Raw genomic sequence first — 25352 nt, forward strand, 5'->3', positions numbered from 1 at the left:
TCGCTGTAGCTCCGCTGGCGGCCACGCTTGCCTGTCGGTGAGGCCTCCCAGATTGTCTCTGGGTCGAACCAGATTGTCAGCGAGCCCCGGCGCTTGAGCGCTTCATTGTAGGCTGGCCAGTTCCTGGTCTTGTAGGTCGGGGGTATGTGTCTGCTCATGCATCCCAGCTACCACGCTGGATTCACGAGATGAATCCCTCACAGGATTTGTGCAACAGAGCCCGGTTGAAGTACTCAAAGGCTTGCTATCACTTGATTTAGCCTCATCGACATGGGGGAACGCGACCACACCAGTCATTGTCATGCTGACATGTTACATCGCGTGGTCTGCAGTTTGGCAGTTGCGATATTTTTGTTGGCCACGGGGTTCGACCTATGCTTCTAATTTCCTGTTGCAAGCGCCGGGCGGTACCAAAATTGCTTCGTATGACGGCGTTTAAATCTATCGCAATTGCAGCTTGAGAAGGGTTATGGACCGTAGGTGCAGTTGCGGAATGGCAATTTTGTTGACAATTATACAGAACACCCGATTGAGATTGTATTATCATATTCGAAGGCCGCCCCCGAAACGTTTCAAGAGCCATAACCAGTTCCGCATTGCGCCAACAAGAACTCAGGCAGTACTGAAAACGCTGGGCATTGTCCGCCATTAATGATGTTTCATTTTGGGCCGGTGTGGACACAGAGAGTGTGGCGATCCTGTCACGCATGAGTCGCGAAAGGCAATTCCTATCCGGACCGCAGGCATCCCGTCGGACGATCCACGCTCGCTGGTCCGCAAGTACCTGGTCGCTCCGGCCTTGTCCTGCGGACCCGCGTGCGGAGCGATAGGCGGCGGCCATCTCCCTGTCGAGCCGCGAGAGTTCGTCGTGAGCGCAGATTGTAATCTCGACAGGGGTTGCTGCGAGGCTGCAGTCGAAGCTCGCCTGAGCATGGACAACTGGCGCGGGAAGCATAAAGATCGAGAGAAGCCAAAAAAGTCTCAACAAAAAATCCCTCAGAAGACACTCCACCTGACATTCCAAACTAACCGAAGGCTAAACAGAACTTGGTTGCAGTTCAAATCGACATCCCCCAAATGGCCTGCCGCTGGTGTTGTCGCGGTCGCGGAGATCCAGGTCCGCATTGCCGTCCTGAACGGCTACACCACACTCGGCATTCCCGTCACAGAGGTCGTGGGATAAGTCCGTCCGGGGAAGGGGGGGACGCCGGCCATCAGCCGATTTACACAATGGAGCCGTTCACGCATATCCTTGTTCATGCCATCAGAATCTCCTGATGTTACTGCAGGTGCAGCACGGAATGTATACATTTTCGCATCCAACACGCCACCGCGCACATTGCCCTTGCCAATCGGTTACAATACAATCATTGCAACGCAGTTGCGTACAGCCATTACAATAATAATCGCCACAATTTATCTGTGACATCTGCACCCAACCTTCCTGAGTCTTCACATTTGTTGATGCGCAGTTTATGAATGATTGCTCAGCGGGCGTATCGATATCAAATCCTATGTAGGGGGTGTAGGATATATTGCTCACCAAACTTTCCGACTGGGCCGCCACTGGCTGGATAAACAAAGTGATGATGATAAGGCCTAGAGCTTGAGCAAATATTTTGAACATTTATTATCTCCCTTATGCTTGCTAACGCAATAAGTTCGCACCGATCAGTTCAAAAAAGAAATTCATCCCACATGTGGAAATTACTTCCCCACATATTGGTTACGATTCTCATCGTCCCATAAAACCAATTTTCGATCAAGTATATGATCGCATGTGAGAGGCTCTGATGACATGACCGTCCTCCTTTGTGGAGCCTCGCAGACCCACCTTGGCATAAAGATGCCGTCGGGGGGGCACATCATCAGAGCCGGTGGAAATCAACAGTCCAAGTTACCGAGTTCGTCCTGAACAACGAGATCAGGCGGCTTTGATGGCCTAATGATCTGGCCCAACGCCCGAACGCGTGTTCAGGAGCATGCCGATGATGCAGGCAAACAAAGCCCGGAGGTGGGCCAGGATCTTGCGGATGTTATGGCCGCAGCCACAAAGGACCGCAAAGCGGGTGTCGCCAAAGCTGCCCGTCAGCGGACAGCGTGACAGGCGGCCGTCGGTCTTCACGTGACCGATCTCTGTCTTAATCGAGCTGCGTCGGCGAAGGTCTGAGATCAGCTTTGGCGTCAGGCCGCGGCGGGTGCTGCTGGCCAGAACGCGGGTCGCCTCCACGCCATGACCGCGATAGCCTCCGCCGACAACAGCCAGTTCATGGCGTTGGCCCGTCAGGATTTTTCACTGTTCCAAGGGATTGGCCAGCGTGTGGCCATCTTAGGATTTCCCAGGTCAAGCTATATCAAAAAATGTATTTACAACATTTAATATTTATGTATAATAGACATATACTTGGACTTCAACCCTTTGACACTGAGCAAAACTCATGAAACCCACACTTCGCAAATCCATTGTTCTCTTCGTTCTGGCAAACACACTTGCTGGCCCGGCGGCCGCTTGCTCTTCTAGCTCTGGCTTTATCGCAGAAATTTATTGCAGGATGGGGACTAGTATCCAGGAACTCCAGGAACAGGCACGTCAGATGGGGACGCCCCATCGAACTTATCCTCTAGCAGTTCTAGGTGGTTCTTTCGCGTCACAGCCTTTCTTTGGGCAGACCAACGCCTTTATCCCGCTACTGGTTCCTAATGAATGGCCGCAACACTCGCAAACTGGATTTGCAAACCCGAACCAGAACAACAACAGCGTGAGCCCGAACTTCCAGTTTAATAGCGAAAATGAAAGGATGACAATATCCCTGAATTGAATAAAATATCAGGCATAGCATTATATGCATCAGGTTAGAACAGTGACCGAGCTTGAAGTGCCGCTCGTGTCCTATCGGGATTTTGTTCAATTATTCATGAGAACAACTATGCGTGATGCGCTTTATCCACGACTTGCTAAGCTTTGTCAAACGGATCTGCCAATTAATTCTGTACAAGACTTCAAGGTTGAACTCTTTGATGTATTGAAAGTTTGTCAAGTTGATCCAGAGAACGAATACTTATTAAGATCCATGGCGCACTGTTTGATGCGCGCTGCACAAGTCGTCTTTGGGTCGGCTACTCTTGTCCTAACTCTGACTGAGCCGCGACGTAGACAAGTCTATTTTGCAGTTCTTGCATACCTCCAGAAAGCAAATCAGCTTTATGAAATAGCCACTAATGATGTCGCAAGACAGGCTCTGCTTGAGCGGTTGCTGATGCAGAGTAATGAAGATCTGATTAGTGGCGTATACGGATCATGCCCTGATGGCTACCTCCGTCTCGTTACTCGGATAGGAGAAGAGGCGGCAGATCCGGACTTTTACCTTGGACTTTTTACTCTCTTGTCGGAAGCTCCATCTCTTTCGCAACATATATTCAACGCAGTCGAAGGAGATCTCAGAGATCCACTGCATCGTGAAATCGTGGAGTTGATATTTCAACTTCCTCGTACGAAGCAATCTGTACGACTGGCAAAGTGCTTTGGCACTTCATCGCGTTTCGATAATTTCATGCAGTTATATAGCACGATTACCGGCAATACGATAATGAGCGAAGAACACAGCTACCGCATTTGCATTGGCGAGTCTCCTGCACGAGTAATAAATGATGTTTATCTCAGTATACCCTTTAATGACCCCGTCATCAATATGCCTGCCTTCCATTACGTTTCTAATGGCTATGAGCTCCTCGACGTGGCGCAGAAATTCAGAAATTGTCTTCGAGACTATGTAGAGCAAGCCCTAAAGGGTGATCATCAATACTATGTTTGGAACAAGCCAGGAGCACGCGAGGCGATAGTCTCGATTGTGAACGATACTCCTTTCGGATGGCGACTTTCTGACGCTCGGCTCGCGGACAACAAGCCTGTGGAATACGATCATCAGGCGGAGCTGTTTGCCCTTGTCGAAAAGCGCGGGATTCGCACAACAAGATCTGTCCGGTTAATGATGCGCTCATATCTTGACCTGGGCGGGGATACTTAGCCTCAGCTTGATTACTTATTGGAGGACGACGAAGTTTTGGAGCGTGGTTTTGAGATACGATAGGCTAGGTGTTTGATCCCATGGTTTGATGGTGCGATCCTTTCTGAGGAATGGAAGGAAGCATTATGGGACAAGTTCGTCACGGGAGCGCCGCGACCACGCACGCCGTCAGAGCTGCAAACGAGCAAGAGTAGGTCGGCTTCTTCCCTTCAACGACGGGGCGTCCGGCGACACCATCGCGGCTGGTCCCCGGGTTGCTTTACCTCCAGCACGCCTACCGTCTGTCAGACGAGGCGGTCGTCGCACGCTGGGTTGAGAATCCCTTCTTTGGTTGCCGCCCGTAATGCAAGAGGCTCCATGTGCGGTCTTCTTTCAGGCCTCGATGTGCGGCGCTTCCAGAAGCCGCGGGCCGGTATGGTGATCAGCAGGTCGGGTCCAAATCTACTATGAGAGTTCTGATGCTCATGGGATTATGCTAGTTTCCCCGATCCTGTTCGATCGTTGCGCCCATTCAGGTCATCGTCTTCTCACACTCCCCCTTTGCACCGGAGTCAGCAGGTTACAACAGGGTGGTCATGCCCTCAACCGTGCAGGTGCAGGGGCTTGGGTCGCACCATCAGTGCATGAGCGGCAGGCATATTTGGGGTCGCAGGCAACCCCTTAGAGTCTGATGGTCACTGTTGAGGGCGAACAAGGATAAAAAATGTCTTTACAACATTTAATATTTGTGTATATTAGACATATATCTGAACTTCACCCTTTGACACGGAGCAAAACTCATGAAACCCACACTTCGCAAATCCATTGTTCTCTTCGTTCTGGCAAACGCACTGGCTGGCCCGGCGGCCGCTTGCTCTTCTGGCTTTCTCGCAGATCTCGCTTGCAGGGCTGGGATTATTAGCCAGCAAGATGCACGTGCGCTTGACCGCGTACATGCTAACATGGGCTCTCCCCTCGATCGGGTTCCAGGCGCTGCTCTTGGTGCTGTTCACCCTGGACTAGGGGCTCTTTACGAAGGGAACCAGCAATATATTCGTCGTGACACAAACCCGACCTTTCCTGGAACTGTTCAAAGTGATCCTTTCGCGTCACCGCCTATCTTTGGACAGACCCCTCTTTGGCCGGCTCCTAATCCTTGGCCGCAACATTCGCAAAGTGGCCCTTTCGCGTCACCGCCTATCTTTGGACAGACCCCTCCTTGGCCGCAACATTCACAAACTACATCTACAAACCCAAACCAGAACAACAACAGCCGCACGATAAGATTTGGGTTTACGAAAGGAAATGGACCGTCCATTTCGGTTGAATAAATAGAATGAGCGGCCTAGTCACTTGGGCCGCTCAACTAACTCCATCTCCAGGATCTCCGCATAGCTTCTACCTGCCTCGATGGTGCACGCATGGATGTAATGCCGCTCTGCGGTGCCAAAGGACGCATGCGCCAGCAGAGGACGGATCAATCGGGCATCTTTGGGCGATGCGCGGGACAGGGTTGTGGCGGCGGCATCCCGGAACAGGTGCGGGGACACCTGCACGCCTGTCAGGCGCTTGGTGATCTGACCGATCCGATGGGCAAAGTAGTTAGCTTGATAGGGCGCGCCGCGGTCGTCGATCCAGAGCAGGCTATGCGACTGGCCGCCGCGTAACAGGAACCACGGGCGGACTTCCTCCACATAACGGCGCATAACTGGCTCCAGCGTCTTCGGTACAGGCGCCTCCCATGGCAGCTTGTTCTTCGTCATGTCGCCGGAAAGGCGAATTGTGATGTGATCCTTGGCCACCTCGAACGACTTTTCCAGATCAAGCTCGATGAAGGACCGGCGGCGCATCGGCATCATGGTGAGCAAGGCCACCATCGCCCCGTCCCGCCGGAATTTGGCGGCTTTCAACGGGGTGCTCGCGGCATCGGCATCGGGGCCGGCATAGCGCAGCCCGGCCTCAAACAGCACCGCGCTGGACAGCACCCGGCCATCCTTGCGGTGGCTCTGGTGGTTTTTGGCCCGATAATCCAGCCATTTTATGGCGCGGTCCTGTACGGCCCAGTCCTGGTCCGGATCCGCGCTGGAAAGTATCCAGAAGACAGAGCTGACGTACATGTGCTGGGTGACGGAACTGGTGTGGGCCAGAGCCTCCAGCCATGCCGCTAATCGACCTGCTGTGAGGCGCTGTGGCGGCGGCTGCAGCAAGGCTGCAGTATCTTCCCTGCCCACCCACCCAATCCAGCGCGCATAGTGCTTACACAGCATCTCCTGCGTCGTCAGGCGCAGATGCGACAGGGCGCCTGCATCATCGAGCAATCCGCCATGATGGAACAGGGCGTGCCACATCCGCTTGTCGGAATCCGGCCAGGCGTCGAAGGGTAAAGCAAGGGGCGTGGTCATTTCAGGCGCTCCTCGTCGATCACGTCAGCAAAGAGCCGGGTCGCGGTGCCGGCTTCGAAGCCGGCATAGAAGTTGAGGGTGCGGCTCAGCTGCGTGTGCCCCAGCAGACGCCGGACGGCCTCGTACTCCCCGGGCCGAGCTTGCAGATACAGCATCGCGGCCAGATGGCGGAAGAGATGCGCATTCACGTCCAACCCGATGGATTTGCGGATCATTCGGAAGATCGCCCGCGACAGCGTATTGGGATCCATCGAGCCTTGGCTTTGCCGCGCCGGAAACAGCCAGGCGCTGTTCGGCGTGCAGAGCCAGGGGCTGCGGGTGGCACAGTGTTTGTCGATGAGATCAGCCACACGCTTGGGCAGTTCCAGTTCGATCGGGCGACGGTTCTTGACCTCGGGGCCGGTAAACACGAGAAACGACCGCCCGCCGCCCGGACGCTGCAGGTTCCGCTCCAGATGGATCGACGCCAAGCTCTTCACGCGGATCGGGCAATAGAGCAGGATGCCAACTGCCACGGCCAGTTCTCTGAGCAACGCCGCAGATTGGAAATCATTCTTCTGATCCGCTTGCGCAAAAAGCTGTTCCGGCAGCGTCAGCAACTTACGACGGGTCGCGGGATCCTGAAGCGGGCGCAGGCGGGCGCGGTTCTTTTCCGTCAAGCCTTGCTGCGGCTTCATGGCAATCCGTTGCGCCAGCATGTCGACGCGCTTCTGCTCCTCCTCAGGCAGCCTGACATAGCGGCGGGCAATGCCGCTGAGCAATTGCCCGGTCTCCGAGATTGAGGCCGTTGTTTCCCCATCATTCTGCGCCAGCATCCAGCGCAGCCCCTGCTCCATGCGGGCAGGCGTTACCAGATCCGACAAGCTGCGCAGCGCATCGACAGGCAGCCCCGAGCGCACCAGCGCGCCCGCAAAGCGCAAGAGCCGCGCTTTATAGATCTTGATGCTGATCGGCTGCAGCGGCACGAGCCGGCCATCAATGGCAAAGGGATCGGGGGCCTCCAGAGAGGTGACATAGGCATCCAGATCCTGCCGGAACGGCTCCGGCAACTGATCAAGGGGGATCTTGATGACCTTTTGGCGTTGGGGCGCAGACAATCGCTGCTGCGGCCAGCCAGAAATGCGTGCCGTCGCCAGATTCCAAGCGCTCACCGTATTGGTCAGGCTCTTCTCGGGCGAGCGGCTCAGTTCGTTCAGCGCCAGAGCCTCCTGGAACGCCAGCCCGTGCGCGTTGCCCACCTCTTCAGGGCGCACCCCCTGCCCGTTCAGGAAGTACACGAACCGCGACAGCGAGGCGCAGAGCGTGCGGTCGCCCGAAGCCAATACCTTGTCCCAGAGCGGCGCCCACTCGGGCGACAGATGCCATTTGCGATTGACCGGCCGCTTGGTGATGCCGGCATGCGCCAGTGCCGCCTGCAGATCGCTGCGCACGTTGCTCCACGATTTCGGGGTAAGGCCGATAGCGGCAGGCACGATGCGTTCAATGCGCGGGCGCAACCACGTGGGATCAGCCGGAACGGTTTCTGGCGCGTGCCCGAGTGCTTTGGAGGTGCGACGGATCGCGGAGACGAGATCGCGCTGCCGCCCCGGCGTCAGGCCGGCATCCGCATGCAACTTTGCGATCAGATCCGCGAACATCGTCGTGCCGGGGCAAAGGAAGGCGGTCTCCAGGTTTTGAGGGTTAATGCGCAACATCGAGATCTACTCCTTTGGGACATGCGTGGTCTCGGGTGGACAGGTGGGGACAGAGCGTCAGATTCGGGAAAAGGATAACACAGAAAGTGTCCCCATTTCGGGCATGGCCTTTTCCCGACAGATCATCAAAGCACTGATTTTTATGGACATTGTGGTTCATGGTGGGTCACAGCCCTCCCATCTGGCGATAAGCCATATGGGCCGCTTTGGTGATGCGGATAAGCTTCCCACCGGGTCCAACTCGGACGACCGGAAGCAGGCCCGCTTTGATCGCGCGGTACACAGTTTTCTCGGAGCAGCTATCGAGCGCCGCGATCTGCCGGACCGTCAGAAGCTGGCGATCATCTTTGCCAATCATGGATTCCATAGGTGTATTCTGCTTCAAGCTGTTAGCCATAGGCTTTACCCTCTGCTTCGAACAAAGCGCGGATATCCTCTGCCTTCCAGACAGTGGTGCGCGGCCCCAACTTGCGAGGCTTGGGGAAGCGGCCGTCCTTCACGCCCTGCCACCAGGTCGATTTGGAAACGGGGATCGGCCCGTTCGGGGCCAGAATGGACGACAAGCGAACGTAGCCTGTCCGGGGAAAAGGAAGGTTGGCCATTTTTGTGCACCTCATAGCGATTGCGTCTGAGGTAATGTTGCCAAGTCCGAACAAGTCGGAGGGCGATCAGCGTTTTCGCTAACCAAATAGGGATCTGGCCCGACTTATTCCGTCTTAACGCGGGTTCTAATCCTTCTTAATCCGCCCAGAGGCCCCGATATCCGATAGTGCCCCACGGGGTGGTGTAGGTTCTGGCTGAGGTGGTCACCGGCGAAGTTCCGGTAAGGTCTGGTTGCTGACACCAACCCGGACTGGAGATTCCACCGATGACCAATGACATGATGAACCTGCGCGACCTCGTGGAGAAGACCCCCGATGCGGATCTGCTGCGCGAGATGATCGGCTTTGCCGCCGAACGGCTGATGGAACTGGAGGTCGGCGCCGCGACTGGCGCAGCCTATGGCGAGAAAGATCACATGCGGCGGGCGCAGCGCAACGGCTACCGCGACCGGGACTGGGAGACCCGAGCTGGGACGGTCGAGTTACGCATCCCGAAGCTGCGCAAAGGCAGCTACTTTCCAGGCTTCCTCGAACCGCGGCGGATGGCAGAGAAGGCCCTGACGGCGGTGATCCAGGAAGCCTATGTTCAAGGCATCTCGACGCGATCCGTTGACGACCTCGTCAAGGCGATGGGCATGTCGGGCATCTCCAAGAGCCAGGTCAGTCGCCTATGCGAAGAGATCGACGGCAAGGTGAAGGCCTTCCTCAACCGCCCGCTTGAAGGCGATTGGCCCTACCTGTGGATCGACGCGACCTATCTCAAGGTCCGGCGTGGCGGGCGGATCGTGTCGGTGGCGGTCATCATCGCCATCGGCGTCAACACCGACGGCCGGCGCGAGGTTCTGGGCCTGGAAATAGGGACTTCCGAGGCCGAGCCGATCTGGACCGAGTTCCTGCGCAAGCTGACGCGGCGTGGCCTGCGTGGCGTGAAGCTGGTGACCTCGGATGCTCACGAGGGCATCAAGGCCGCGGTGTCGAAGGTGCTGTGCGCCACCTGGCAGCGCTGCCGCGTCCATTTTCAAAGGAATACTGCGGCCCATGCCGGCAAGAGCGGGCGCAGAGTGGTCTCCGCCTTCATCGCAACAGCCTTCGCCCAGGACACCGCGGAAGCCGCCAGCATCCAATGGCGCAGCGTCGCCGACCAGATCCGGCCCAAGGTGCCGAAGCTTGCGACGATCATGGACGACGCTGAGCACGACGTGCTGGCCTACATGACTTTTCCCAAGGAACACCGCGCCAAGTTGCACTCGACGAACCCCATCGAACGCCTGAACGGCGAAATCAAGCGGCGCACTGATGTCGTCGGTATTTTCCCGAACGATGGCGCCATCGTCCGCCTGGTCGGAGCGTTGCTGCTGGAGCAAAACGATGAATGGGCCGTCCAGCGCGCCCGCTACATGACACTGGAAACCATCGCGCCAATGGGCGATGATCCCGTCATCAGCCTGCCCGCCGTGGCATCCTGATCAAGCAGGCCTGCACCGAATATCACGGTGACGATCAGAGCCAGCTACACCACGCAATGGGGCACTATCCGATATCCTCCAGCACCTCATCATCAAGCAACGCTGAACCGCTCCTGAGGTGCTTTCTGATCGTTTCGAGATTGATCCCGACGCCAAGAAGATTCATGTCTGATTCGATTTCAGAAGGTATTGTGCTACGCTCTGCCTTGGGATCGTATCGATACCCTTCCATAGCCATGGTGATGATCATCTTCAGCATGGTGGACCTTTCCCTTGGGTCCAGCGGCTTGTCATCAGCGGCATTAGAACGGCCCAGCTTTGATTTCTTTCCAATGCCGAGAGCGTGGTATTTGTCAGCCGCTGCCAAAAGCTGTTCCGGCACATCCAGTTCAACTTTGTCAAACCATCGCACCAAGTCCGGCACGCTGTTCCGGCCTGGCGCAGCGACACTGCACCAATCGAAGTTGTCTTCAATCAAAGCGCGTCTTTTGAAGTAGAAGGCGAGAACATCGCTTTGAACCGGCATCCCGTCGGTCCCCTCCAGCAAGTCGCCACAGGGTTCAAATCCAATGGAAAGAGCGGCAGCTTCGTCTAAGGACCACCTTTGCATTCTTGCCCAGTGCTGCACATCTGCCTCGCGGCCTTCCACGCCGAAACCGCCCGCAAACCAGACTGGTTCCTGCCTGAACACCGCTCTCAACTCAGTGAGCGTGAGGCGTTCTGCCATGGTATGCGCTGGGTTGCTGACCTCTCCTCTGAGATCGAAGCGCTCGAAAAACTCCGCGTCCGTCATGTCCTGCAAGGTTTCCTTGCAGACCTTGATTGAAAGAGCCAAATCAAAAGCAAAGCCATCAAAGACGTCCGGATGGTACGGACCCCTGATGTTGTGGATGACAGGTCTTCTCCATATCAGAAGCCTGCCATAGCGACGTTGCAAGATCTTCGTCGTGATATACGCCCGCGACGGTTCGTTTGACACATGACCACCCTTCTACCGTTAGTTGGGCGATCCTGCCTCTACCTCATCCAAATATCCAGCCCACCAATCGGCCAGTCTGACACGTTCTTCCCAGAACTCGCCACGGGCATAGATCCGGCGGATCTTGTTACCATCGACATGGGCCAAGGCACGCTCAATAGCGTCGGGGTTCCACAGCCCGCTTTCATTGGCCAAAGTTGAGAATGTTGCGCGGAAACCGTGCGCCGTCATTTCATCCCCATCATAGCCCAAGCGACGAAGTGCGCCGTTCAGAGTATTTTCACTCATCGGACGAAACACCGACCTCAGGGAGGGAAACAGGAAGACGCCATTGCCGGTGATGCATTTTAAGTCTTTCAGCAAAGCTAAAGCCTGCGCAGGCAGTGGCACCGAATGCGGCATGCGCATCTTCATCCTCTCGGCAGGGATCAACCAGATCGCCTTTTCAAGATCAAACTCTGCCCATGTCGCCTGCCGCAACTCACCTGGTCGCTGGGCGAGAATGGCGAGTAACCGCAACGCGATACGTGTCGTTACCTGCCCCTGAAACCCGTCTATCGAACGCAACAAGCCACCAAGTTCTTTAGGGTCCGTGATGGCAGAGCGCGATTTGACCTTGGGTCGAATAAGGGCATCCCGCAATGCAAAGGTAGGATCGTGCTCGACAACACCGGATGCAATCGCATAGCGGAAGACCGCACCGATCTTGGCGCGCAGTCGCTTGGCAGTTTCGTGATTACCCTTGGCCTCGACCTTTCGCAGGCAGGCAAGAACCATAGGTGACGTCACCTCAGCGATAGGCTTATTGCCGAAAGCATCAATTGCCATTCCCAACAGCCATTCGGTCTTGGTTTTAGTGGCGTCCGCGCGCCCTTCCTTTTCGGCCTTGGCCTTGTAGGCTTCCGCGAACTTTGCGAAGGTTGTTTCCTGCACAAGCAACTTCTGCCGCTTGTCTTCCTTCTTCACCTCACCGGGATCTTCACCTGCAGCAAGCCGTGCACGGGCCTCGTCTCGCAGCTTTCTTGCCTGTGCGAGAGAGATCGCCGGATAGGCCCCAAAGGACAAACGCTTCTCACGCCCATCGATCCGGTACTTCATATGCCACAGCCGCGAGCCTGAGGGGGCTACGGTCACATAGAGGCCTTGGAAATCTGAGACCTTGTAGGGCTTGTCCTTGGGTTTCAGGCTTCGAATCTGGGTATCGGTCAATGGCATCTGGGGGCATCGCTTTTCTGCATCACTCGCGAAGCCCCCGTAGATGCCCCCAAACCGGGGGCATTCTGTCGGACGGGACCGAACAACATCGGACAACCAGCATCGCAAAACCCTTATAAACCAGAGCTTTCTGGATGTCATTGGATGATTTTGGATGAGAAAGTGGTGCCGCTGAAGGGACTCGAACCCCCGACCCCATCATTACGAATGACGTGCTCTACCAGCTGAGCTACAGCGGCCCTTGGGGCGGGGCTATAGCACCCCGCCTATGGTTGGAAAAGACCTATTTTCGGGCCTCGTCACCCTCTGTCCAGGTTGCATCTATCGGGCGGTGCAAGGTTTCTTCGTCCGGCAGGACTTCGGCATCGGGAACGTCGGAGGGGTCGTCCGTGGACTTGTCCTCGATGGAGCCGACGATCAGGGGCAGCATCTCGGAGCCGGTCGGTGCTGTCGGTGCGCCAGCCGGGGGCGCGGTCCATGCCAGCGTGTCGAAGGACTTGCAGTTCTCGCAGATCGGCACCCATTCGGCATGGATGTTGTGGCACTTCTCGCAGACCCATTGCGGGCCGCGCGGTGCGGTGAGGGCACGGGCCAGCCAACCTTTGACCACCACATCGGAGGCGCCTTCGCCGCGGGAGATTGCGGCCATGACGGTCAGGATCCGTGCGTCCTGGGCGGTATCCACCAGATCGCCCAGCGCGCGGCGCGCTTCGGGGAAATCCTCGTTGGCGATATGCAGCTCGGCCAGCAGCAGTCGGGATTCCACATGATCCGGGTGCTGTGCGATCAGCGGCTTGAACCGCTTCAAGCGCGCAGCGGGTGTTTCATCCGGCACGATGGCGGCAAAGGCGGCGGCCAGGTCGGGATGCGGCTGCGCGGCCCAGGCCTTCTTGATCACGCGCGTCGCATATTTCGCATTGCCCTGGTCGATATAGCCGCGCGCGGCAAAGGCGGCGGCGGGGATCAGGTCGGGGGAAAGCTTGTTGGCTTCGATCGCGGCTTCGCGGGCGCTGATGTCATTGCCCTCCTGCAGCACATCCTTGGCCTCGGACAGGGCCAGCACGGCGTCGCGGCGTTTGTGCACGTCGCGCGGCAGTGAGCCGTATTTCAGCTTGGCCCCCAATGTGCGCCGCGCGCCGGCCCAGTCATGGGCGCTGGCCTGAAGCCGCAGCAGCACATCCTGCGTCTCTTCGTGCTTGGGACGCAGGTCGAGCGCTTTCTCGGCAAGTTTCAACGCGGTGGTCATGTCACCGTCCGCGAGTTTCTGCTTCATGATCCCGCGGACACCGACGAAACGTGTCGCATCATTCTTGAGAAGGCGTTTGTACACCTCTTCGGCTTTGCGGCGGTCACCTGTCATTTCGGCGGCCTGCGCTGTCAGCAGGTTGGTCAATTCGGGCTTGTGCAGGTAGCGTTCGGCCTTGCTGGCTTTGGCCATGGCCAGACGGCCTTCGCCCGCAGCCAGCGCCATCATGCCCTCAGAAAGGGCCTGATAGCCTTTTTGTTCGCGATTGCGGTTGAAATAGCGGGTGATCGCTGTCTCGTCGCCATTGATGAACTTGAGGATCGCGACAAGCAACGTGACCAGACGCAGGATCAGCCACACCGCGAAAACCAGCGCGATCAGCAGGATCACCGCATAAAGCGGCGTGAGATTCACCTCATATCCACCGGCGGCGATACGCACGCCGCCTTCCAGCTCCATCAGATAGGCGGCGCCCATGGTCGCTGCGGCGACCAGAACCACGAACAGGATAATCTTGATAAGCGACCAGAGCATTCCGTTATCCTTCAGTTCGTGTTCAGCGCTTGCGACAGGTCTTGCGAGGCGGTCAGCACCGCGAGGCGGGTTTCGGCCTGGCTGCGCCAATCCGCAAGGACCGCTGTCGCAGCGTCCGGCAGGGCATCGAGTTCGGTCAGTGCGCCGCTCAGATCACCGGATTGCAGGGCAGCTTCGGCACGCGACAGAACCGCATCAGGGTCATCGCCCTCACGGGGTTGCAACGACCTCAGCCCAAGCTGAGTTTCCAGAAATCCGCCAAACCCCGTTGCACCACCCTGTTGGCGGGCTGCACGCAGGGCATCGCGGGCAAGATCAGGAAAGCTGGACTGCAACGCAGCGAGAGATGGGACACCATCGTTCGCCTGCTGGACCAGGGTTTCCGGCACATCAACACCGCTGTCACGCAATTCGGTGACTGCCTCGGCAAAGGGTGAACCTGTATCGAGAGCGGTCTGGATCCGGGTCAGGGCAGCGCGCTGCATGACGCCTTGGGCAGTGTCGCGTGCGGCCTGTTCTTCTTGCGCGGCGGCATCGGTGAGGGCTGCGATTTCGCTGCGTTGCGCGTCCAAAGCCTGCCGGATCTGATCCAGTTCCGCGCGAGCGGTTTCCAGCGCAGCCTGTGTCTGCGGATCGTTGGCAGATGCGCCGGTCGAGGGCCTGGCCTCCAGTGCGTCGATGCGTTGCGCCAGAACGCCGATCTGGGTCGAGAGATCCTCAAGGCGCGGCGTGGGGTCTGCAAAGGCAGGTTCCTGAGGCGCAGGTGCCTGCTCAAGAGCGGCGAGGCGCCCGTTCAGATCCGACAAGGTGCTGTCTTGTGCCGCGATCTGATCGGTCAGCGCCGTCATGCGATCCTGTGTCTGCCCGAGACCCGGCAGGGGCAGCCCGTCGAGCGCACCGCTGTAAGCCGCGCCGAACCCTATCGCGGCGGCGGCGACACCACCCAGAAGCATCGGCAGGAAACCACCTTTGCGGACGATCACTGTTTCGGTCTGTCTGGCGGGCGTGTCGTGCGGCTTTGGGGCAGGTTCGTGCGTGTCATCGGCCGTGCTGTCAGGTTGATCCGCAGGCGCGGCACTGTCCTGTTCCATCGGATGGGTGTCGGGCGGCGACTCTGCGTCTTGCGAGGGCTCGACGGTTTCGGGTCCGGTTGGCGACGGGTCGTCCACAGGATCATTTGGGTTTTCCCTGTCCTGCCCGACGGTGTCGTCAGACGGTAGAGGGCCCTCGGGGGTGTTCAGGATAACGGCATCCTCGATCTCGTCGCCGGAGGGTGCCTGCTTGTCGGAAGTCTTTTTCTTGTCCGCCACCGGTCGTCACCCTTTCGAATCTATATCCAAATCACGCCACTTGGCGGAAAAGCCTACCGCGCGCGGGTCCTTGTCTCAAGCCACTCACCGGACAGGTGTTATGACCCCTGCCAAGGGGTCGACTCAAGCAAGGCACCGATTGCCTCGGTCACAGCCTCGAAATCAGGGTGGGCCGCAACGGTGCAGTGTTCAACCTCAAAACGCAGCGCATCGGCCACGTTTCGGCTCATTGCGATCACATAGAGCGGAGCGGACACCGGACCATCCCCCATCAAGGCGGCGCTGCGCGGCGAAAAAAGCGGGAGGATGACCGGATCGGTGCCATGCAGCAGCGCCAATGCCTCTTCGGTCAGGGGGCGGGCGTTCTGGGAATAGACGATCGCCTGAGACACCGGGCAGCCTTGCGCGCTGAGGCGCTCTGCGATGTCGCCGCGTGCATGGGCGCCGCGCAGATGCAGCATCGGACCTGTCGCACCATCCGCGGTGATGCGGTCGATCAAAGCCTCGGCGTCGCCACCGGCGGACATCGCACGCAGTCCCGCGTCCTGCGCGGCATGGGCCGTGGCATCGCCCACTGTATAGCAGGGCAACGTTCTTGGCCCATTGGCGGCGACATAGGCCGCTACCCCGTTGGCGGAGGTGAAGATCAAGGTGCGAATACCGTCGAGATCCGGCAGGCGGGGATCAAGGACAATCTCCATCAGGGGCGAGATACAGAAACCGACCCTGTCCCCGAGCTTTGCAGCCAGAAGCGACGCCATCCTGCGCGACGACGCCTCGGGTCGGGTCAGCAGGATGACAGGCCGTGTCATGGTTGCCCCGGGATTGTTTGCATCCTTGACTGGTGTTACCTCGCAACGGGTGGTCTTGCAACGGTCAGGGCCAGGCATGGCAGGATTGAACGACCGATGGTCAAGACGCTGACGATACTGGGGCTGGAGAGCAGTTGCGACGACACCGCTGCGGCTGTCGTGCGGCAAACAGGCTCTGATCCGGCGCAAATCCTGTCTTCGGTTGTTCTTGATCAGGCGGATCTGCACGCGGCCTTTGGTGGTGTCGTGCCCGAAATCGCTGCGCGCGCCCATGCAGAAAAACTGGATATCGCCGTGAAACAGGCTTTGGATCAGGCGGGGCTGGGGCTGGCTGATATGGATGCTGTCGCCGTGACAGCAGGACCCGGCCTGATCGGCGGCGTTCTGGCGGGCGTGATGTGCGCCAAGGGTCTTGCGATGGGGGCTGGGCTGCCGCTGATCGGGGTCAATCATCTGGCAGGGCATGCGTTGACGCCGCGACTGACGGATCAGGTCGCCTTTCCTTATCTGATGCTGCTTGTCTCGGGCGGGCATTGTCAGTTTCTGCTGGTGCGTGGGACCGATGATTTCACGCGACTTGGCGGCACTATCGACGACGCGCCCGGAGAAGCCTTTGACAAGACGGCCCGTCTGTTGGGATTGCCACAGCCCGGTGGCCCTTCGGTCGAGGCCGAGGCGGAGCGCGGAGATCCGGCGCGGTTCTCATTTCCACGGCCCCTGCTGGATCGTGACGGGTGTGACATGTCATTCTCGGGGCTGAAAACCGCATTGCTGCGGCTGCGGGACAAGGTGATTGCAGAAAAGGGCGGGCTGACACCGCGTGACCGGGCGGATCTATCTGCAGGGTTTCAGATGGCCGTGGCCGATGTTCTGGCCGAAAAAACGCGACGCGCCCTGGCTATCTATCTGGCAGACCCGGTCGCGGACCCCGTTCTGGCTGTGGCCGGGGGTGTTGCGGCGAACCGGCTGATCCGGCTGAAACTAGAGACTGTTGCGGCGGAGGCTGGCGTTTCCTTTGTCGCACCACCGCTGCCCTTGTGCACCGACAACGCGGCCATGATCGCCTATGCCGGGCTGGAGCGTTTTCGCGCGGGCGAGCAAGACGACATGACCTTGGCCGCGCGGCCGCGCTGGCCTCTGGATCGGACGAGCCCGGCGATTCTGGGCGGTGGGAAGAAGGGGGCGAAGGCATGATCACGGTCTTGGGGGCGGGGGCATTCGGCACGGCCTTGGCGATTTCCTTGGCAGAGGCCGGGCAGGATGTCGTCCTGTGGTCCCGTGATGCGGATCAGGTCAAGGCGATGCGAGACCGCCGCGAGAACGCAACCCGCCTTGCAGGGATCGCGTTTCCGGACAGATTGCAGCCCAGCACAACGATCCCCAAGGGTGAGGGTCCGGTTCTGCTGGCGGCGCCGATGCAACGATTGCGGGATCTGTTGCAGACCCACGGTGCGGCCCTGCGTAAGCGCGATCTGGTGGCTTGCTGCAAGGGGATCGAATTGACGACAACGCTGGGGCCGGTGGCCATTCTGGCCGAGCTGATGCCCGACAACACGGCCGCCATCCTGACGGGCCCCAGTTTCGCAGAGGATATCGCCAAGGGTCTGCCGACGGCGTTGACGCTGGCCTGCAGCGATGCGGAACGTGGAAAAGCCCTGCAACAGACACTGACAACACGGAATATCAGGGTCTATCGCACGACGGATACCACCGGGGCGGAACTGGGTGGTGCCTTGAAGAACGTGATCGCCATTGCCGCTGGTGCCGTCATCGGCGCAGGCTTGGGCGAGAGTGCCCGCGCCGCTCTGATGACACGGGGTTTCGCCGAGATGCAACGCCTTGCCCTTGCACTCGGCGCGCGGCCAGAGACTCTTTCGGGATTGGCGGGGTTCGGTGATCTGGTGCTGACCTGCGCGAGCCCCCAAAGCCGGAACATGCGGTTTGGTCTTTCATTGGGGCGGCATGAAAGCTTTGACCCCAGCGTCACGGTCGAAGGTGCGGCGACCGCCCGCGCCGCGCTTGATCGTGCCACCGCTCTTGGGATTGATATGCCGATCACTGCCGCAGTGGTGGCGATGCTTGACGGAAAGGTCAGCCTGCGCCAAGCCATGGACTTGCTGCTCTCGCGTCCCCTGAAGGAGGAATGAATGCTTTTCGCCCTGATCGCCCGTGACAAACCCGGCGCCATCGAGACCCGTCTGGCCAATCGGGCCGCCCATCTGGACTATGTCACGCAAAGCGGTGTCGTCCGTCAGGCCGGGCCATTGCTGAACAATGATGAGGAAATGATCGGCTCTCTGCTGATCCTTGACGTCGAGGACAGGGCGGCTGCGGAAAGCTGGGCGGCCGGTGATCCCTATGCCAAGGCTGGTCTGTTTCAGGACGTTGAATTGATCCCCTGGAAGAAGGTGATTGGCTGATGCGCTATTGGTTGTTCAAATCCGAACCTTCGGTCTGGGGATGGACAGACCAGGTAGCGCGCGGCGACAAGGGGGAGGAATGGGACGGCGTCCGCAATTATCAGGCGCGGAACTTCATGCGCGACATGAAGGTGGGTGATCGGGGGTTCTTCTATCATTCGCAGGAGGAGAAGGCCGTTGTGGGTGTGGTCGAGGTGATTGCGCCTGCACATCAGGACAGCACGACGGATGATCCGCGATGGGAATGCGTCGACATCAAGGCGATCAAGCCGGTGAAAACGCCTGTGACGCTGGAGCAGATCAAATCCGATCCGCGTTTGTCGGACATGGTTCTGGTCAAGAATTCCAGATTGTCGGTTCAACCGGTGAGCGCCGATGAATGGAACATTGTCTGCGCGTTGGCAGGGATCGATCCCTGATCCGAAATACGCGGGGAGAACCGGCCAAAGCCAGAACCCCCCGCGACCCCACGTGCTCCCTACACACCACACGTGAACTTTAGAAAAGGCTCCGGCCATACTGGCCCGATAGGTCGAGACTACACGGGACGCAAAGACCCGGCAAATCCGAAGTGCCGAAAATTTGCCTCAAACAAACGCCTGCCGGTTGGCAGGCGCTTTCTTGTGGTCCGTCAGACCCTTATTTGTAGACGGCTTCTTTGCCGAAATGCTTGGTCAGCATGTAATACACGACGACCCGGTATTTGTTCCGTTCGGGTTTGCCATAGGTTTCGATGACGGAATGGATCGCTTCCATCAGCTTGGGGCTATCCGGCAGGCCCAGCTTCTTCATCAGAAAGTTGGTCTTGACGGTTTCCAGCTCGCCTTCCTGCGTCCCCGCGACGGTCGAGGAATCCGCGTTATAAATCGCCGGGCCGCAGCCGATGGTGACTTTGGTCAACAAGTCCATATCGGGCTGCATGCCACATTTGTTCTTCAGATCGTCAGCATATTTGGCAATCAGATCGTCACGCTTTCCCATACTCAAGCTCCCTTTTCGATAATCATGTCAGTCCAAAGGACGGCGCGGCCCCTCGGCCCCACGAGAACGTTACCGAGTCTGTGACAACACACAACGATTTTATCGAATGGTCCAAAGCAAAACGGCCCGCATTTCAGCGGGCCGTTGGCAGAGGTATGGTCGCGCAGATCAGTAGCGATAATGCTCGGACTTGAAGGGGCCTTCTGGCGACACGCCGATATAGGCGGCTTGTTCAGGGTCCAGCTTGGTCAGTTTCACGCCGATCCGGTCCAGATGCAGGCGCGCCACCTTTTCGTCCAGTTCCTTGGGCAGGATATAGACGCCGGGCTTGTAGTCGTGACCCTTTGTCCAGAGCTCGATCTGGGCGAGAACCTGATTGGTGAAGCTGGCCGACATCACGAAGGACGGGTGGCCGGTTGCGTTGCCAAGGTTCAGCAGACGACCCTCGGAGAGCAGAATGATACGATTGCCCGAGGGCATCTCGATCATGTCGACCTGTTCCTTGATGTTGGTCCACTTGTGGTTCTTGAGGGCGGCCACCTGAATCTCGTTGTCGAAATGGCCGATATTGCCGACGATGGCCATGTCCTTCATCTGGCGCATATGCTCGATGCGGATCACGTCGCGGTTGCCGGTGGTGGTGATGAAGATATCCGCTGTGCTGACCACGTCTTCCAGCAGAACAACCTCGAACCCGTCCATGGCGGCTTGCAACGCGCAGATCGGGTCGACTTCGGTCACCTTGACCCGTGCACCCGCACCCTGCAACGAGGCGGCGGAGCCTTTGCCCACATCGCCGTAACCGCAGACGACGGCAACCTTGCCAGCCATCATGGTGTCAGTCGCGCGGCGGATGCCGTCGACCAGCGATTCCTTGCAGCCGTATTTGTTGTCGAACTTGGACTTGGTCACGGAGTCGTTCACGTTGATTGCGGGGAAGGGCAGCAGGCCCTTCTTGTGCAGATCATAGAGGCGGTGAACGCCGGTCGTCGTTTCCTCGGACACGCCCTTGATCGCTGCGCGGGTCTTGGTGAACCAGCCGGGGCTTGCGGCCATGCGCTTCTTGATCTGGGCCTTGATGACCTCTTCTTCCTCGGATTGCGGGACGGGGATGATGTCCTCACCCGCCTCGGCGCGCGCACCGAGAAGGACGTAGAGCGTCGCGTCGCCGCCATCGTCGAGGATCATGTTCGCGCCTTCGGGGAACATGAAGGATTTGTCGAGGTAATCCCAATGCTCTTCCAATGTCTGACCCTTGACCGCGAAAACCGGCGTGCCGCCAGCCGCGATCGCCGCCGCCGCGTGATCCTGGGTCGAGAAGATGTTGCAGGACGCCCAGCGCACATCTGCGCCCAGCGCCACGAGCGTTTCAATCAGAACTGCGGTCTGGATCGTCATGTGCAGCGAACCGACGATCCGCGCGCCTTTCAGCGGCTTGCTGTCGCCGTATTCGGCACGGCAGGCCATCAGGCCCGGCATTTCGGTTTCAGCGATATCCAGCTCTTTGCGGCCATAAGCGGCAAGCGCGATATCCTTGACGATGTAATCTTTGGCCATCTGGGCACCCTTCATCAGAACTCTTTTGCGGCTGGCCGTATCATTCTTTGATCCGTGCCACAACGCTGCTGCAACATAGCCCGGCTTGCGAAGATGTCATGCTCTGAGAGGCATCGACTTGCACCGGATCGCGCAAGCGGACCATAAAGACGACGCACCCCTACAGGAGCCGCAAGATGCCGAAACCACCACGTGCCTGGCAAAGGATGCTGTCGGGTCGCCGCCTTGACCTGCTGGACCCGACCCCGGTGGATATCGAGATCGAGGATATCGCACATGGGCTGGCTTTCGTGGCGCGCTGGAACGGGCAGACGCGGGGGGATTATGCCTATTCCGTCGCGGAGCATTCATTGCTGGTCGAAACGCTGTTCAGCCGGATGACACCGGGCATTTCGCCCAGATGGCAGTTGGCCGCGCTGCTGCATGATGCGCCGGAATATGTGATCGGCGACATGATCAGCCCGGTCAAATCGGCTGTCGGTCCGGGCTATGAGGATCTGGACACCCGGCTGACCGCCGCGATTCATATCCGCTTCGGGCTGCCGGCCACGATCCCCGCGGCGATCAAGAAGCAGATCAAGCAGGCGGACCGCATCAGCGCGTGGATGGAGGCCGTGGCCATTGCGGGGTTCACCGAGGCGGAGGCGGATAAGCTTTTCAGTAGGCCGGAACAGTCACTGATCCGTGGGCTTTCGATCCATTTGCGCCCGCCCGTGTCTGTGCGCAATGACTATACCGCGCGGCATCATGCGCTTTTGGCCGAGATCGGCTGACGTCAGATCAGGAACTCGGCCAGCGTTTCATCATTGGTGATGTCGCGATAGGTGAAGCCCGCCTTGTTCAGCTTGAACAGAAGCGAGGTGAAATTCTGCGCCTCGGTGGTTTCGATCCCGATCAGGACCGATCCAAAGTTGCGCGCCGACTTCTTGAGATATTCGAAGCGGGCGATGTCGTCATCAGGGCCAAGGATGTTGAGGAATTCCTTGAGGGCGCCCGGTCGCTGCGGCATCCGCAGGATGAAGTATTTCTTCACGCCGGAATAGCGCTGCGCCCGTTCCTTGACTTCCGGCAGGCGTTCGAAATCGAAGTTGCCGCCCGAGGTGACGCAGACGACGGTCTTGCCCTTGATCCGATCCGCGACATCGACAAGCGCATCGACCGCAAGCGCGCCTGCGGGTTCGAGCACGATACCTTCGACATTGAGCATTTCGAGGATGGTGGTGCAGATCCGGTCTTCGGGTGCCGTCACAACGTCATGCGGATCGACATCCTTGAGCCGGGCAAAGGTCTGGGTGCCGATACAGGCGACCGCCGCGCCGTCGACGAAGGTATTGACCTTGTCCAGCATCACGGGTCGTCCGGCGGAAAGGGCCGCCTGAAAGCTGGCGCCGCCCAAAGGTTCGACGAAGGTGTAACCCGGCTGGGTGCTAAAGAAACTGCGGACGCCGGCGGACAGACCGCCGCCGCCCACGGGCAGCAGGATATGATCGGGCACCTGCCCCAGTTCTTCGAGGATTTCGACGGCGACGGAGGCTTGCCCTTCGATCACGTCAGCATCGTCGAAGGGGGACAGGAAGTGACCGCCCTGTTCGGCACAGAATTTCTGCGCCGAGGCAAGCGTATCGTCGAAATAGTCTCCCTTGAGTTTGATCTGGACCGCGTCGCCGCCGAACATGCCGGTTTTCTGAATTTTCTGCTGCGGCGTGGTGACGGGCATGAAAATCACGCCCTTCACCCCGAAATGGCGGCACATGAAGGCCACGCCCTGCGCGTGGTTGCCTGCCGAGGCGCAGACGAACAGCCGCCTGCCCGGATCAGCGGCCAGAACCTTGCGCATCGCGTTGAAGGCGCCGCGCAGCTTGTAGGAGCGGACGGGGGACAGATCCTCGCGCTTGAGCCAGATATCGGCCTCGAACCGGTCGGACAGATGCGCGTTGCGCAGCAGCGGCGTTGCGGGGAAAACCTCGCGCATGGCGCGTTCGGCTGCGCGGGCCTGATCTTGAAACTGGGTCATAAGCGATCTCTGGCGCAGCTTGCCCCGTGGCGCAAGCCAAAGCTGCGCCCGTGTCGCCACCTTGCCCTGCGTCACAAAACCCGGTAATCGCCGCAAAACGCATTCAGTGGGGAAAAACACATGTCCGCGCCCAAGAAAGTCGTGCTGGCCTATTCCGGCGGCCTTGATACTTCGATCATCCTGAAATGGCTGCAAACAGAGTATGGTTGCGAGGTCGTGACCTTTACCGCCGATCTGGGTCAGGGTGAGGAGTTGGAGCCTGCCCGCGCCAAGGCCGAGCTTCTGGGGATCAAGCCCGAGAACATCTATATCGAAGACGTGCGCGAAGAATTCGTGCGCGATTTCGTCTTTCCGATGTTCCGCGCCAACGCGTTGTATGAGGGGCTGTATCTGCTGGGCACCTCGATCGCGCGGCCGTTGATTTCCAAGCGTCTGGTTGAGATTGCCGCCGAAACCGGGGCCGACGCCGTGGCGCATGGCGCGACAGGCAAAGGGAACGATCAGGTGCGGTTCGAACTGTCCGCCTATGCGCTGAACCCCGAGATCAAGGTGATCGCGCCTTGGCGCATCTGGGATCTGACCAGCCGGACCAAGCTGATCGAATTTGCCGAAACGAACCAGATCCCGATTGCCAAGGACAAGCGCGGCGAGGCGCCGTTCAGCGTGGATGCGAACCTGCTGCACACCTCGTCCGAGGGTAAGGCGCTGGAGAACCCGGCCGAGCAGGCCCCGGAATATGTCTATCAGCGCACCGTTGCGCCCGAGGATGCGCCGGATACGCCCGAATACATCGAAGTCAGCTTCGAAAAGGGCGATGCCGTGGCGATCAATGGCGAGGCGATGAGCCCGGCGACGATCCTGACCAAGCTGAACGAACTGGGCGGCAAGCATGGCATCGGGCGGCTGGATTTCGTGGAGAACCGCTTTGTCGGCATGAAATCGCGCGGCATCTATGAAACGCCCGGCGGCACTGTCCTGCTTGAGGCGCATCGCGGGATCGAGCAGATCACGCTGGATGCCGGTGCGGGCCACCTGAAGGACAGCATCATGCCGCGCTATGCAGAGCTGATCTATAACGGGTTCTGGTTCAGCCCCGAGCGTGAGATGCTGCAAGCCTTGATCGACAAGAGCCAGGAACACGTGACCGGGACCGTCAGGCTGAAGCTTTACAAGGGTCTGGCGACCTGCGTGGGGCGTTGGTCGGATCACAGCCTGTATTCCGAAGCGCATGTGACGTTTGAGGACGATGCCGGGGCCTATGATCAGAAGGACGCGCAGGGGTTCATTCGGTTGAACGCGCTGCGGCTGAAGCTGATCGCCACGCGGAACCGCCGCGTCAAAGGCTGAATTAGACACTGATTTGGCGTGAAGGGCGGCTTTCGGCCGCCCTTTTGCTTGGGGTCAGAGCTTGAGCCCCTCAAGGCGATGGTAATATGGCAGGGCTTGCGCGACCAGATCGCCAGCGGAACCTGTCAGGGTCGGTGGCGGACCTTCGGCCGGGGCAAACCCGGTTGAGGCATGGACGGCCCCATACCAATGCGGCGCCCAGACCCCGTCCGAAGGGTGCCCGCCTTTGGGCCAGGACAGCATCGCGGGATCGAAGGGCAAATCGAGCGCAGCGCATAACCGTGCCAGCATCCCGTGCGGGTCGCGGCGGATATCGGCGGAGTCGATCACCAGCGGAACGATACCTTGCGCGGTCAATTCATCGAAGATCTCGGTCTGCTGGGCGAAGCCGATATCGGCCAGCGTGGGGTTGTCGTATTTCGCGCCAAAACTGGCCACGACCCGCGCGGGGTGCCGGATTAGAAACACATGGCGCACCTGTCCGAACCAGTTGCGTGGAACGCCGGGGATCATGTGCTGGGTCATGTGTTTCTGGTAGAAATGAGGCTTTCCGCCCGGAACCGGCCCTGTCAGAGTCGCTGCCACCGTATTGGGGTCGGTTGGTTGCGACTCGATGATCTGATCGCGCATCGGATGATCCAGACCCGTCCGCGCCAGATAAGCGGCGTAGAAAGGTTCGTCCACCACCGCAAAATCAGGGCGCGCGCCAAAGGCATACATCATCGCCGTCGATAGATTGCGTGGACCCGACCACATGGCGATCCGCATG

23 protein-coding genes, 1 tRNA gene and 3 pseudogenes are annotated in these 25352 nt (G+C 58.9%); 10 read left to right on the top strand and 17 right to left on the bottom strand.

Features of this window, described 5'->3' with window-relative positions; translation table 11 throughout:
• From PVW27_RS10535 to PVW27_RS10540, 3 genes and pseudogenes are all read right to left on the bottom strand, one after another.
• Nucleotides 1-158: pseudogene (locus PVW27_RS10535) on the bottom strand (IS5/IS1182 family transposase); the annotation flags it as partial.
• Nucleotides 159-262: 104 nt separating this feature from the next.
• Entirely contained in the window at nt 263-955 is a 693-nt protein-coding gene (locus PVW27_RS21595; protein WP_432762056.1) for a lysozyme inhibitor LprI family protein, read from the bottom strand.
• Nucleotides 956-1942: 987 nt separating this feature from the next.
• Nucleotides 1943-2329, bottom strand: a pseudogene (locus PVW27_RS10540) (IS5/IS1182 family transposase); the annotation flags it as partial.
• Nucleotides 2330-2438: 109 nt separating this feature from the next.
• Here PVW27_RS10540 and PVW27_RS10545 point away from each other — a divergent pair.
• The 3 genes and pseudogenes from PVW27_RS10545 to PVW27_RS10555 all read left to right on the top strand — a co-directional run.
• Nucleotides 2439-2819 (top strand): hypothetical protein, encoded by a 381-nt coding sequence (locus tag PVW27_RS10545; protein WP_274557521.1) that lies wholly within the window; start codon nt 2439-2441, stop codon nt 2817-2819.
• A gap of 42 nt (nt 2820-2861) precedes the next feature.
• A complete protein-coding gene (locus PVW27_RS10550) occupies nt 2862-4025 on the top strand; it encodes a hypothetical protein (protein ID WP_274557522.1) in 1164 nt (387 codons plus the stop codon).
• A gap of 197 nt (nt 4026-4222) precedes the next feature.
• Nucleotides 4223-4354: pseudogene (locus PVW27_RS10555) on the top strand (transposase); the annotation flags it as partial.
• Between the two features lie 999 nt (nt 4355-5353).
• On the opposite strand, the gene PVW27_RS10560 reads toward PVW27_RS10555, so the two are convergent.
• From PVW27_RS10560 to PVW27_RS10575, 4 genes are all read right to left on the bottom strand, one after another.
• Nucleotides 5354-6406: a tyrosine-type recombinase/integrase gene (locus tag PVW27_RS10560; RefSeq protein WP_274557523.1), complete on the bottom strand. Its 1053-nt coding sequence runs from the start codon at nt 6404-6406 to the stop codon at nt 5354-5356.
• Nucleotides 6403-8100 (bottom strand): site-specific integrase, encoded by a 1698-nt coding sequence (locus PVW27_RS10565; protein WP_274557524.1) that lies wholly within the window; start codon nt 8098-8100, stop codon nt 6403-6405. Before PVW27_RS10565 ends, PVW27_RS10560 begins: the two co-directional genes overlap by 4 nt.
• Nucleotides 8101-8266: 166 nt before the next feature.
• Nucleotides 8267-8497: a helix-turn-helix domain-containing protein gene (locus tag PVW27_RS10570; protein ID WP_274557525.1), complete on the bottom strand. Its 231-nt coding sequence runs from the start codon at nt 8495-8497 to the stop codon at nt 8267-8269.
• Nucleotides 8490-8702 (bottom strand): helix-turn-helix transcriptional regulator, encoded by a 213-nt coding sequence (locus PVW27_RS10575; protein WP_274557526.1) that lies wholly within the window; start codon nt 8700-8702, stop codon nt 8490-8492. The genes PVW27_RS10570 and PVW27_RS10575 overlap by 8 nt, the downstream gene beginning before the upstream one ends.
• A 266-nt stretch (nt 8703-8968) precedes the next feature.
• Here PVW27_RS10575 and PVW27_RS10580 point away from each other — a divergent pair, with 266 nt between their 5' ends.
• Nucleotides 8969-10168: an IS256 family transposase gene (locus PVW27_RS10580; protein WP_274557527.1), complete on the top strand. Its 1200-nt coding sequence runs from the start codon at nt 8969-8971 to the stop codon at nt 10166-10168.
• 64 nt (nt 10169-10232) lie between these two features.
• On the opposite strand, the gene PVW27_RS10585 is transcribed toward PVW27_RS10580, so the two are convergent.
• The 6 genes from PVW27_RS10585 to PVW27_RS10610 all read right to left on the bottom strand — a co-directional run bounded on the left by PVW27_RS10585 (nt 10233) and on the right by PVW27_RS10610 (nt 16264).
• Nucleotides 10233-11147, bottom strand: coding sequence for a hypothetical protein (locus tag PVW27_RS10585; protein WP_274557528.1), 915 nt, complete (start codon nt 11145-11147; stop codon nt 10233-10235).
• A gap of 18 nt (nt 11148-11165) precedes the next feature.
• Nucleotides 11166-12362, bottom strand: a complete 1197-nt coding sequence (locus PVW27_RS10590) for a tyrosine-type recombinase/integrase (protein WP_274557529.1) — start codon at nt 12360-12362, stop codon at nt 11166-11168.
• Between the two features lie 163 nt (nt 12363-12525).
• Nucleotides 12526-12601, bottom strand: a tRNA-Thr gene (locus tag PVW27_RS10595).
• A 44-nt stretch (nt 12602-12645) separates the two neighbouring features.
• Complete coding sequence (locus PVW27_RS10600; RefSeq protein WP_274557530.1) at nt 12646-14142, bottom strand: heme biosynthesis protein HemY; 1497 nt, start codon at nt 14140-14142, stop codon at nt 12646-12648.
• 11 nt (nt 14143-14153) lie between these two features.
• Complete coding sequence (locus PVW27_RS10605; protein WP_274557531.1) at nt 14154-15452, bottom strand: COG4223 family protein; 1299 nt, start codon at nt 15450-15452, stop codon at nt 14154-14156.
• A 98-nt stretch (nt 15453-15550) separates the two neighbouring features.
• The gene (locus PVW27_RS10610) at nt 15551-16264 is read right to left on the bottom strand and encodes a uroporphyrinogen-III synthase (RefSeq protein WP_274557532.1); all 714 of its coding nucleotides are present in this window, start codon (nt 16262-16264) and stop codon (nt 15551-15553) included.
• A 96-nt stretch (nt 16265-16360) separates the two neighbouring features.
• On the opposite strand from PVW27_RS10610, the gene tsaD reads away from it, so the two are divergent.
• Genes tsaD through PVW27_RS10630 form a run of 4 tightly spaced genes read left to right on the top strand, consistent with a single transcriptional unit; the run spans nt 16361 to nt 19103 of the window.
• Complete coding sequence (gene tsaD / locus PVW27_RS10615) at nt 16361-17458, top strand: tRNA (adenosine(37)-N6)-threonylcarbamoyltransferase complex transferase subunit TsaD (RefSeq protein WP_274557533.1); 1098 nt, start codon at nt 16361-16363, stop codon at nt 17456-17458.
• A complete protein-coding gene (locus PVW27_RS10620; protein ID WP_274557534.1) occupies nt 17455-18411 on the top strand; it encodes an NAD(P)H-dependent glycerol-3-phosphate dehydrogenase in 957 nt (318 codons plus the stop codon). Before tsaD ends, PVW27_RS10620 begins: the two co-directional genes overlap by 4 nt.
• Nucleotides 18412-18684 carry a YciI family protein gene (locus tag PVW27_RS10625; RefSeq protein ID WP_274557536.1) on the top strand — a complete coding sequence of 91 codons (273 nt, stop codon included), beginning with the start codon at nt 18412-18414 and terminating at the stop codon, nt 18682-18684.
• On the top strand, nt 18684-19103 hold the full coding sequence (locus PVW27_RS10630) for an EVE domain-containing protein (protein ID WP_274557537.1): 420 nt from the start codon (nt 18684-18686) through the stop codon (nt 19101-19103). Before PVW27_RS10625 ends, PVW27_RS10630 begins: the two co-directional genes overlap by 1 nt.
• Nucleotides 19104-19323: 220 nt before the next feature.
• On the opposite strand, the gene PVW27_RS10635 is transcribed toward PVW27_RS10630, so the two are convergent.
• Nucleotides 19324-19665 carry a DUF2853 family protein gene (locus tag PVW27_RS10635; protein WP_274557538.1) on the bottom strand — a complete coding sequence of 114 codons (342 nt, stop codon included), beginning with the start codon at nt 19663-19665 and terminating at the stop codon, nt 19324-19326.
• 168 nt (nt 19666-19833) lie between these two features.
• Nucleotides 19834-21222, bottom strand: coding sequence for an adenosylhomocysteinase (ahcY, locus tag PVW27_RS10640; protein ID WP_274557540.1), 1389 nt, complete (start codon nt 21220-21222; stop codon nt 19834-19836).
• Nucleotides 21223-21398: 176 nt separating this feature from the next.
• Between ahcY and PVW27_RS10645 the strand changes: the two genes are divergently transcribed.
• Nucleotides 21399-21995, top strand: coding sequence for an HD family hydrolase (locus tag PVW27_RS10645; protein ID WP_274557542.1), 597 nt, complete (start codon nt 21399-21401; stop codon nt 21993-21995).
• A 2-nt stretch (nt 21996-21997) separates the two neighbouring features.
• Here the strand turns inward: PVW27_RS10645 and ilvA are convergent, their stop codons facing one another.
• Nucleotides 21998-23236, bottom strand: a complete 1239-nt coding sequence (gene ilvA, locus PVW27_RS10650) for a threonine ammonia-lyase IlvA (protein WP_274557543.1) — start codon at nt 23234-23236, stop codon at nt 21998-22000.
• 120 nt (nt 23237-23356) lie between these two features.
• Between ilvA and PVW27_RS10655 the strand changes: the two genes are divergently transcribed.
• The gene (locus PVW27_RS10655) at nt 23357-24583 is read left to right on the top strand and encodes an argininosuccinate synthase (RefSeq protein ID WP_274557545.1); all 1227 of its coding nucleotides are present in this window, start codon (nt 23357-23359) and stop codon (nt 24581-24583) included.
• Between the two features lie 54 nt (nt 24584-24637).
• Here PVW27_RS10655 and PVW27_RS10660 read toward each other — a convergent pair whose 3' ends face one another.
• Nucleotides 24638-25351 carry an HAD family hydrolase gene (locus PVW27_RS10660; RefSeq protein ID WP_274557546.1) on the bottom strand — a complete coding sequence of 238 codons (714 nt, stop codon included), beginning with the start codon at nt 25349-25351 and terminating at the stop codon, nt 24638-24640.
• Nucleotide 25352 lies beyond the last annotated feature (1 nt).

This window comes from Seohaeicola sp. 4SK31, from assembly GCF_028802875.1.
In the GTDB taxonomy this organism is placed as follows: Bacteria; Pseudomonadota; Alphaproteobacteria; order Rhodobacterales; family Rhodobacteraceae; genus Seohaeicola.

Excerpts from the sequence above, each read along its gene's own strand:
- PVW27_RS21595 (WP_432762056.1), bottom strand. The coding sequence starts at position 955 with ATGCTTCCCGCGCCAGTTGTCCATGCTCAGGCGAGCTTCGACTGCAGC.
- PVW27_RS10545 (WP_274557521.1), top strand. The coding sequence starts at position 2,439 with ATGAAACCCACACTTCGCAAATCCATTGTTCTCTTCGTTCTGGCAAAC.
- PVW27_RS10560 (WP_274557523.1), bottom strand. The coding sequence starts at position 6,406 with ATGACCACGCCCCTTGCTTTACCCTTCGACGCCTGGCCGGATTCCGAC.
- PVW27_RS10565 (WP_274557524.1), bottom strand. The coding sequence starts at position 8,100 with ATGTTGCGCATTAACCCTCAAAACCTGGAGACCGCCTTCCTTTGCCCC.
- PVW27_RS10570 (WP_274557525.1), bottom strand. The coding sequence starts at position 8,497 with ATGGCTAACAGCTTGAAGCAGAATACACCTATGGAATCCATGATTGGC.
- PVW27_RS10575 (WP_274557526.1), bottom strand. The coding sequence starts at position 8,702 with ATGGCCAACCTTCCTTTTCCCCGGACAGGCTACGTTCGCTTGTCGTCC.
- PVW27_RS10580 (WP_274557527.1), top strand. The coding sequence starts at position 8,969 with ATGACCAATGACATGATGAACCTGCGCGACCTCGTGGAGAAGACCCCC.
- PVW27_RS10590 (WP_274557529.1), bottom strand. The coding sequence starts at position 12,362 with ATGCCATTGACCGATACCCAGATTCGAAGCCTGAAACCCAAGGACAAG.
- PVW27_RS10600 (WP_274557530.1), bottom strand. The coding sequence starts at position 14,142 with ATGCTCTGGTCGCTTATCAAGATTATCCTGTTCGTGGTTCTGGTCGCC.
- PVW27_RS10610 (WP_274557532.1), bottom strand. The coding sequence starts at position 16,264 with ATGACACGGCCTGTCATCCTGCTGACCCGACCCGAGGCGTCGTCGCGC.
- tsaD (WP_274557533.1), top strand. The coding sequence starts at position 16,361 with ATGGTCAAGACGCTGACGATACTGGGGCTGGAGAGCAGTTGCGACGAC.
- PVW27_RS10620 (WP_274557534.1), top strand. The coding sequence starts at position 17,455 with ATGATCACGGTCTTGGGGGCGGGGGCATTCGGCACGGCCTTGGCGATT.
- PVW27_RS10625 (WP_274557536.1), top strand. The coding sequence starts at position 18,412 with ATGCTTTTCGCCCTGATCGCCCGTGACAAACCCGGCGCCATCGAGACC.
- PVW27_RS10630 (WP_274557537.1), top strand. The coding sequence starts at position 18,684 with ATGCGCTATTGGTTGTTCAAATCCGAACCTTCGGTCTGGGGATGGACA.
- PVW27_RS10635 (WP_274557538.1), bottom strand. The coding sequence starts at position 19,665 with ATGGGAAAGCGTGACGATCTGATTGCCAAATATGCTGACGATCTGAAG.
- ahcY (WP_274557540.1), bottom strand. The coding sequence starts at position 21,222 with ATGGCCAAAGATTACATCGTCAAGGATATCGCGCTTGCCGCTTATGGC.
- PVW27_RS10645 (WP_274557542.1), top strand. The coding sequence starts at position 21,399 with ATGCCGAAACCACCACGTGCCTGGCAAAGGATGCTGTCGGGTCGCCGC.
- ilvA (WP_274557543.1), bottom strand. The coding sequence starts at position 23,236 with ATGACCCAGTTTCAAGATCAGGCCCGCGCAGCCGAACGCGCCATGCGC.
- PVW27_RS10655 (WP_274557545.1), top strand. The coding sequence starts at position 23,357 with ATGTCCGCGCCCAAGAAAGTCGTGCTGGCCTATTCCGGCGGCCTTGAT.
- PVW27_RS10660 (WP_274557546.1), bottom strand. The coding sequence starts at position 25,351 with ATGCGGATCGCCATGTGGTCGGGTCCACGCAATCTATCGACGGCGATG.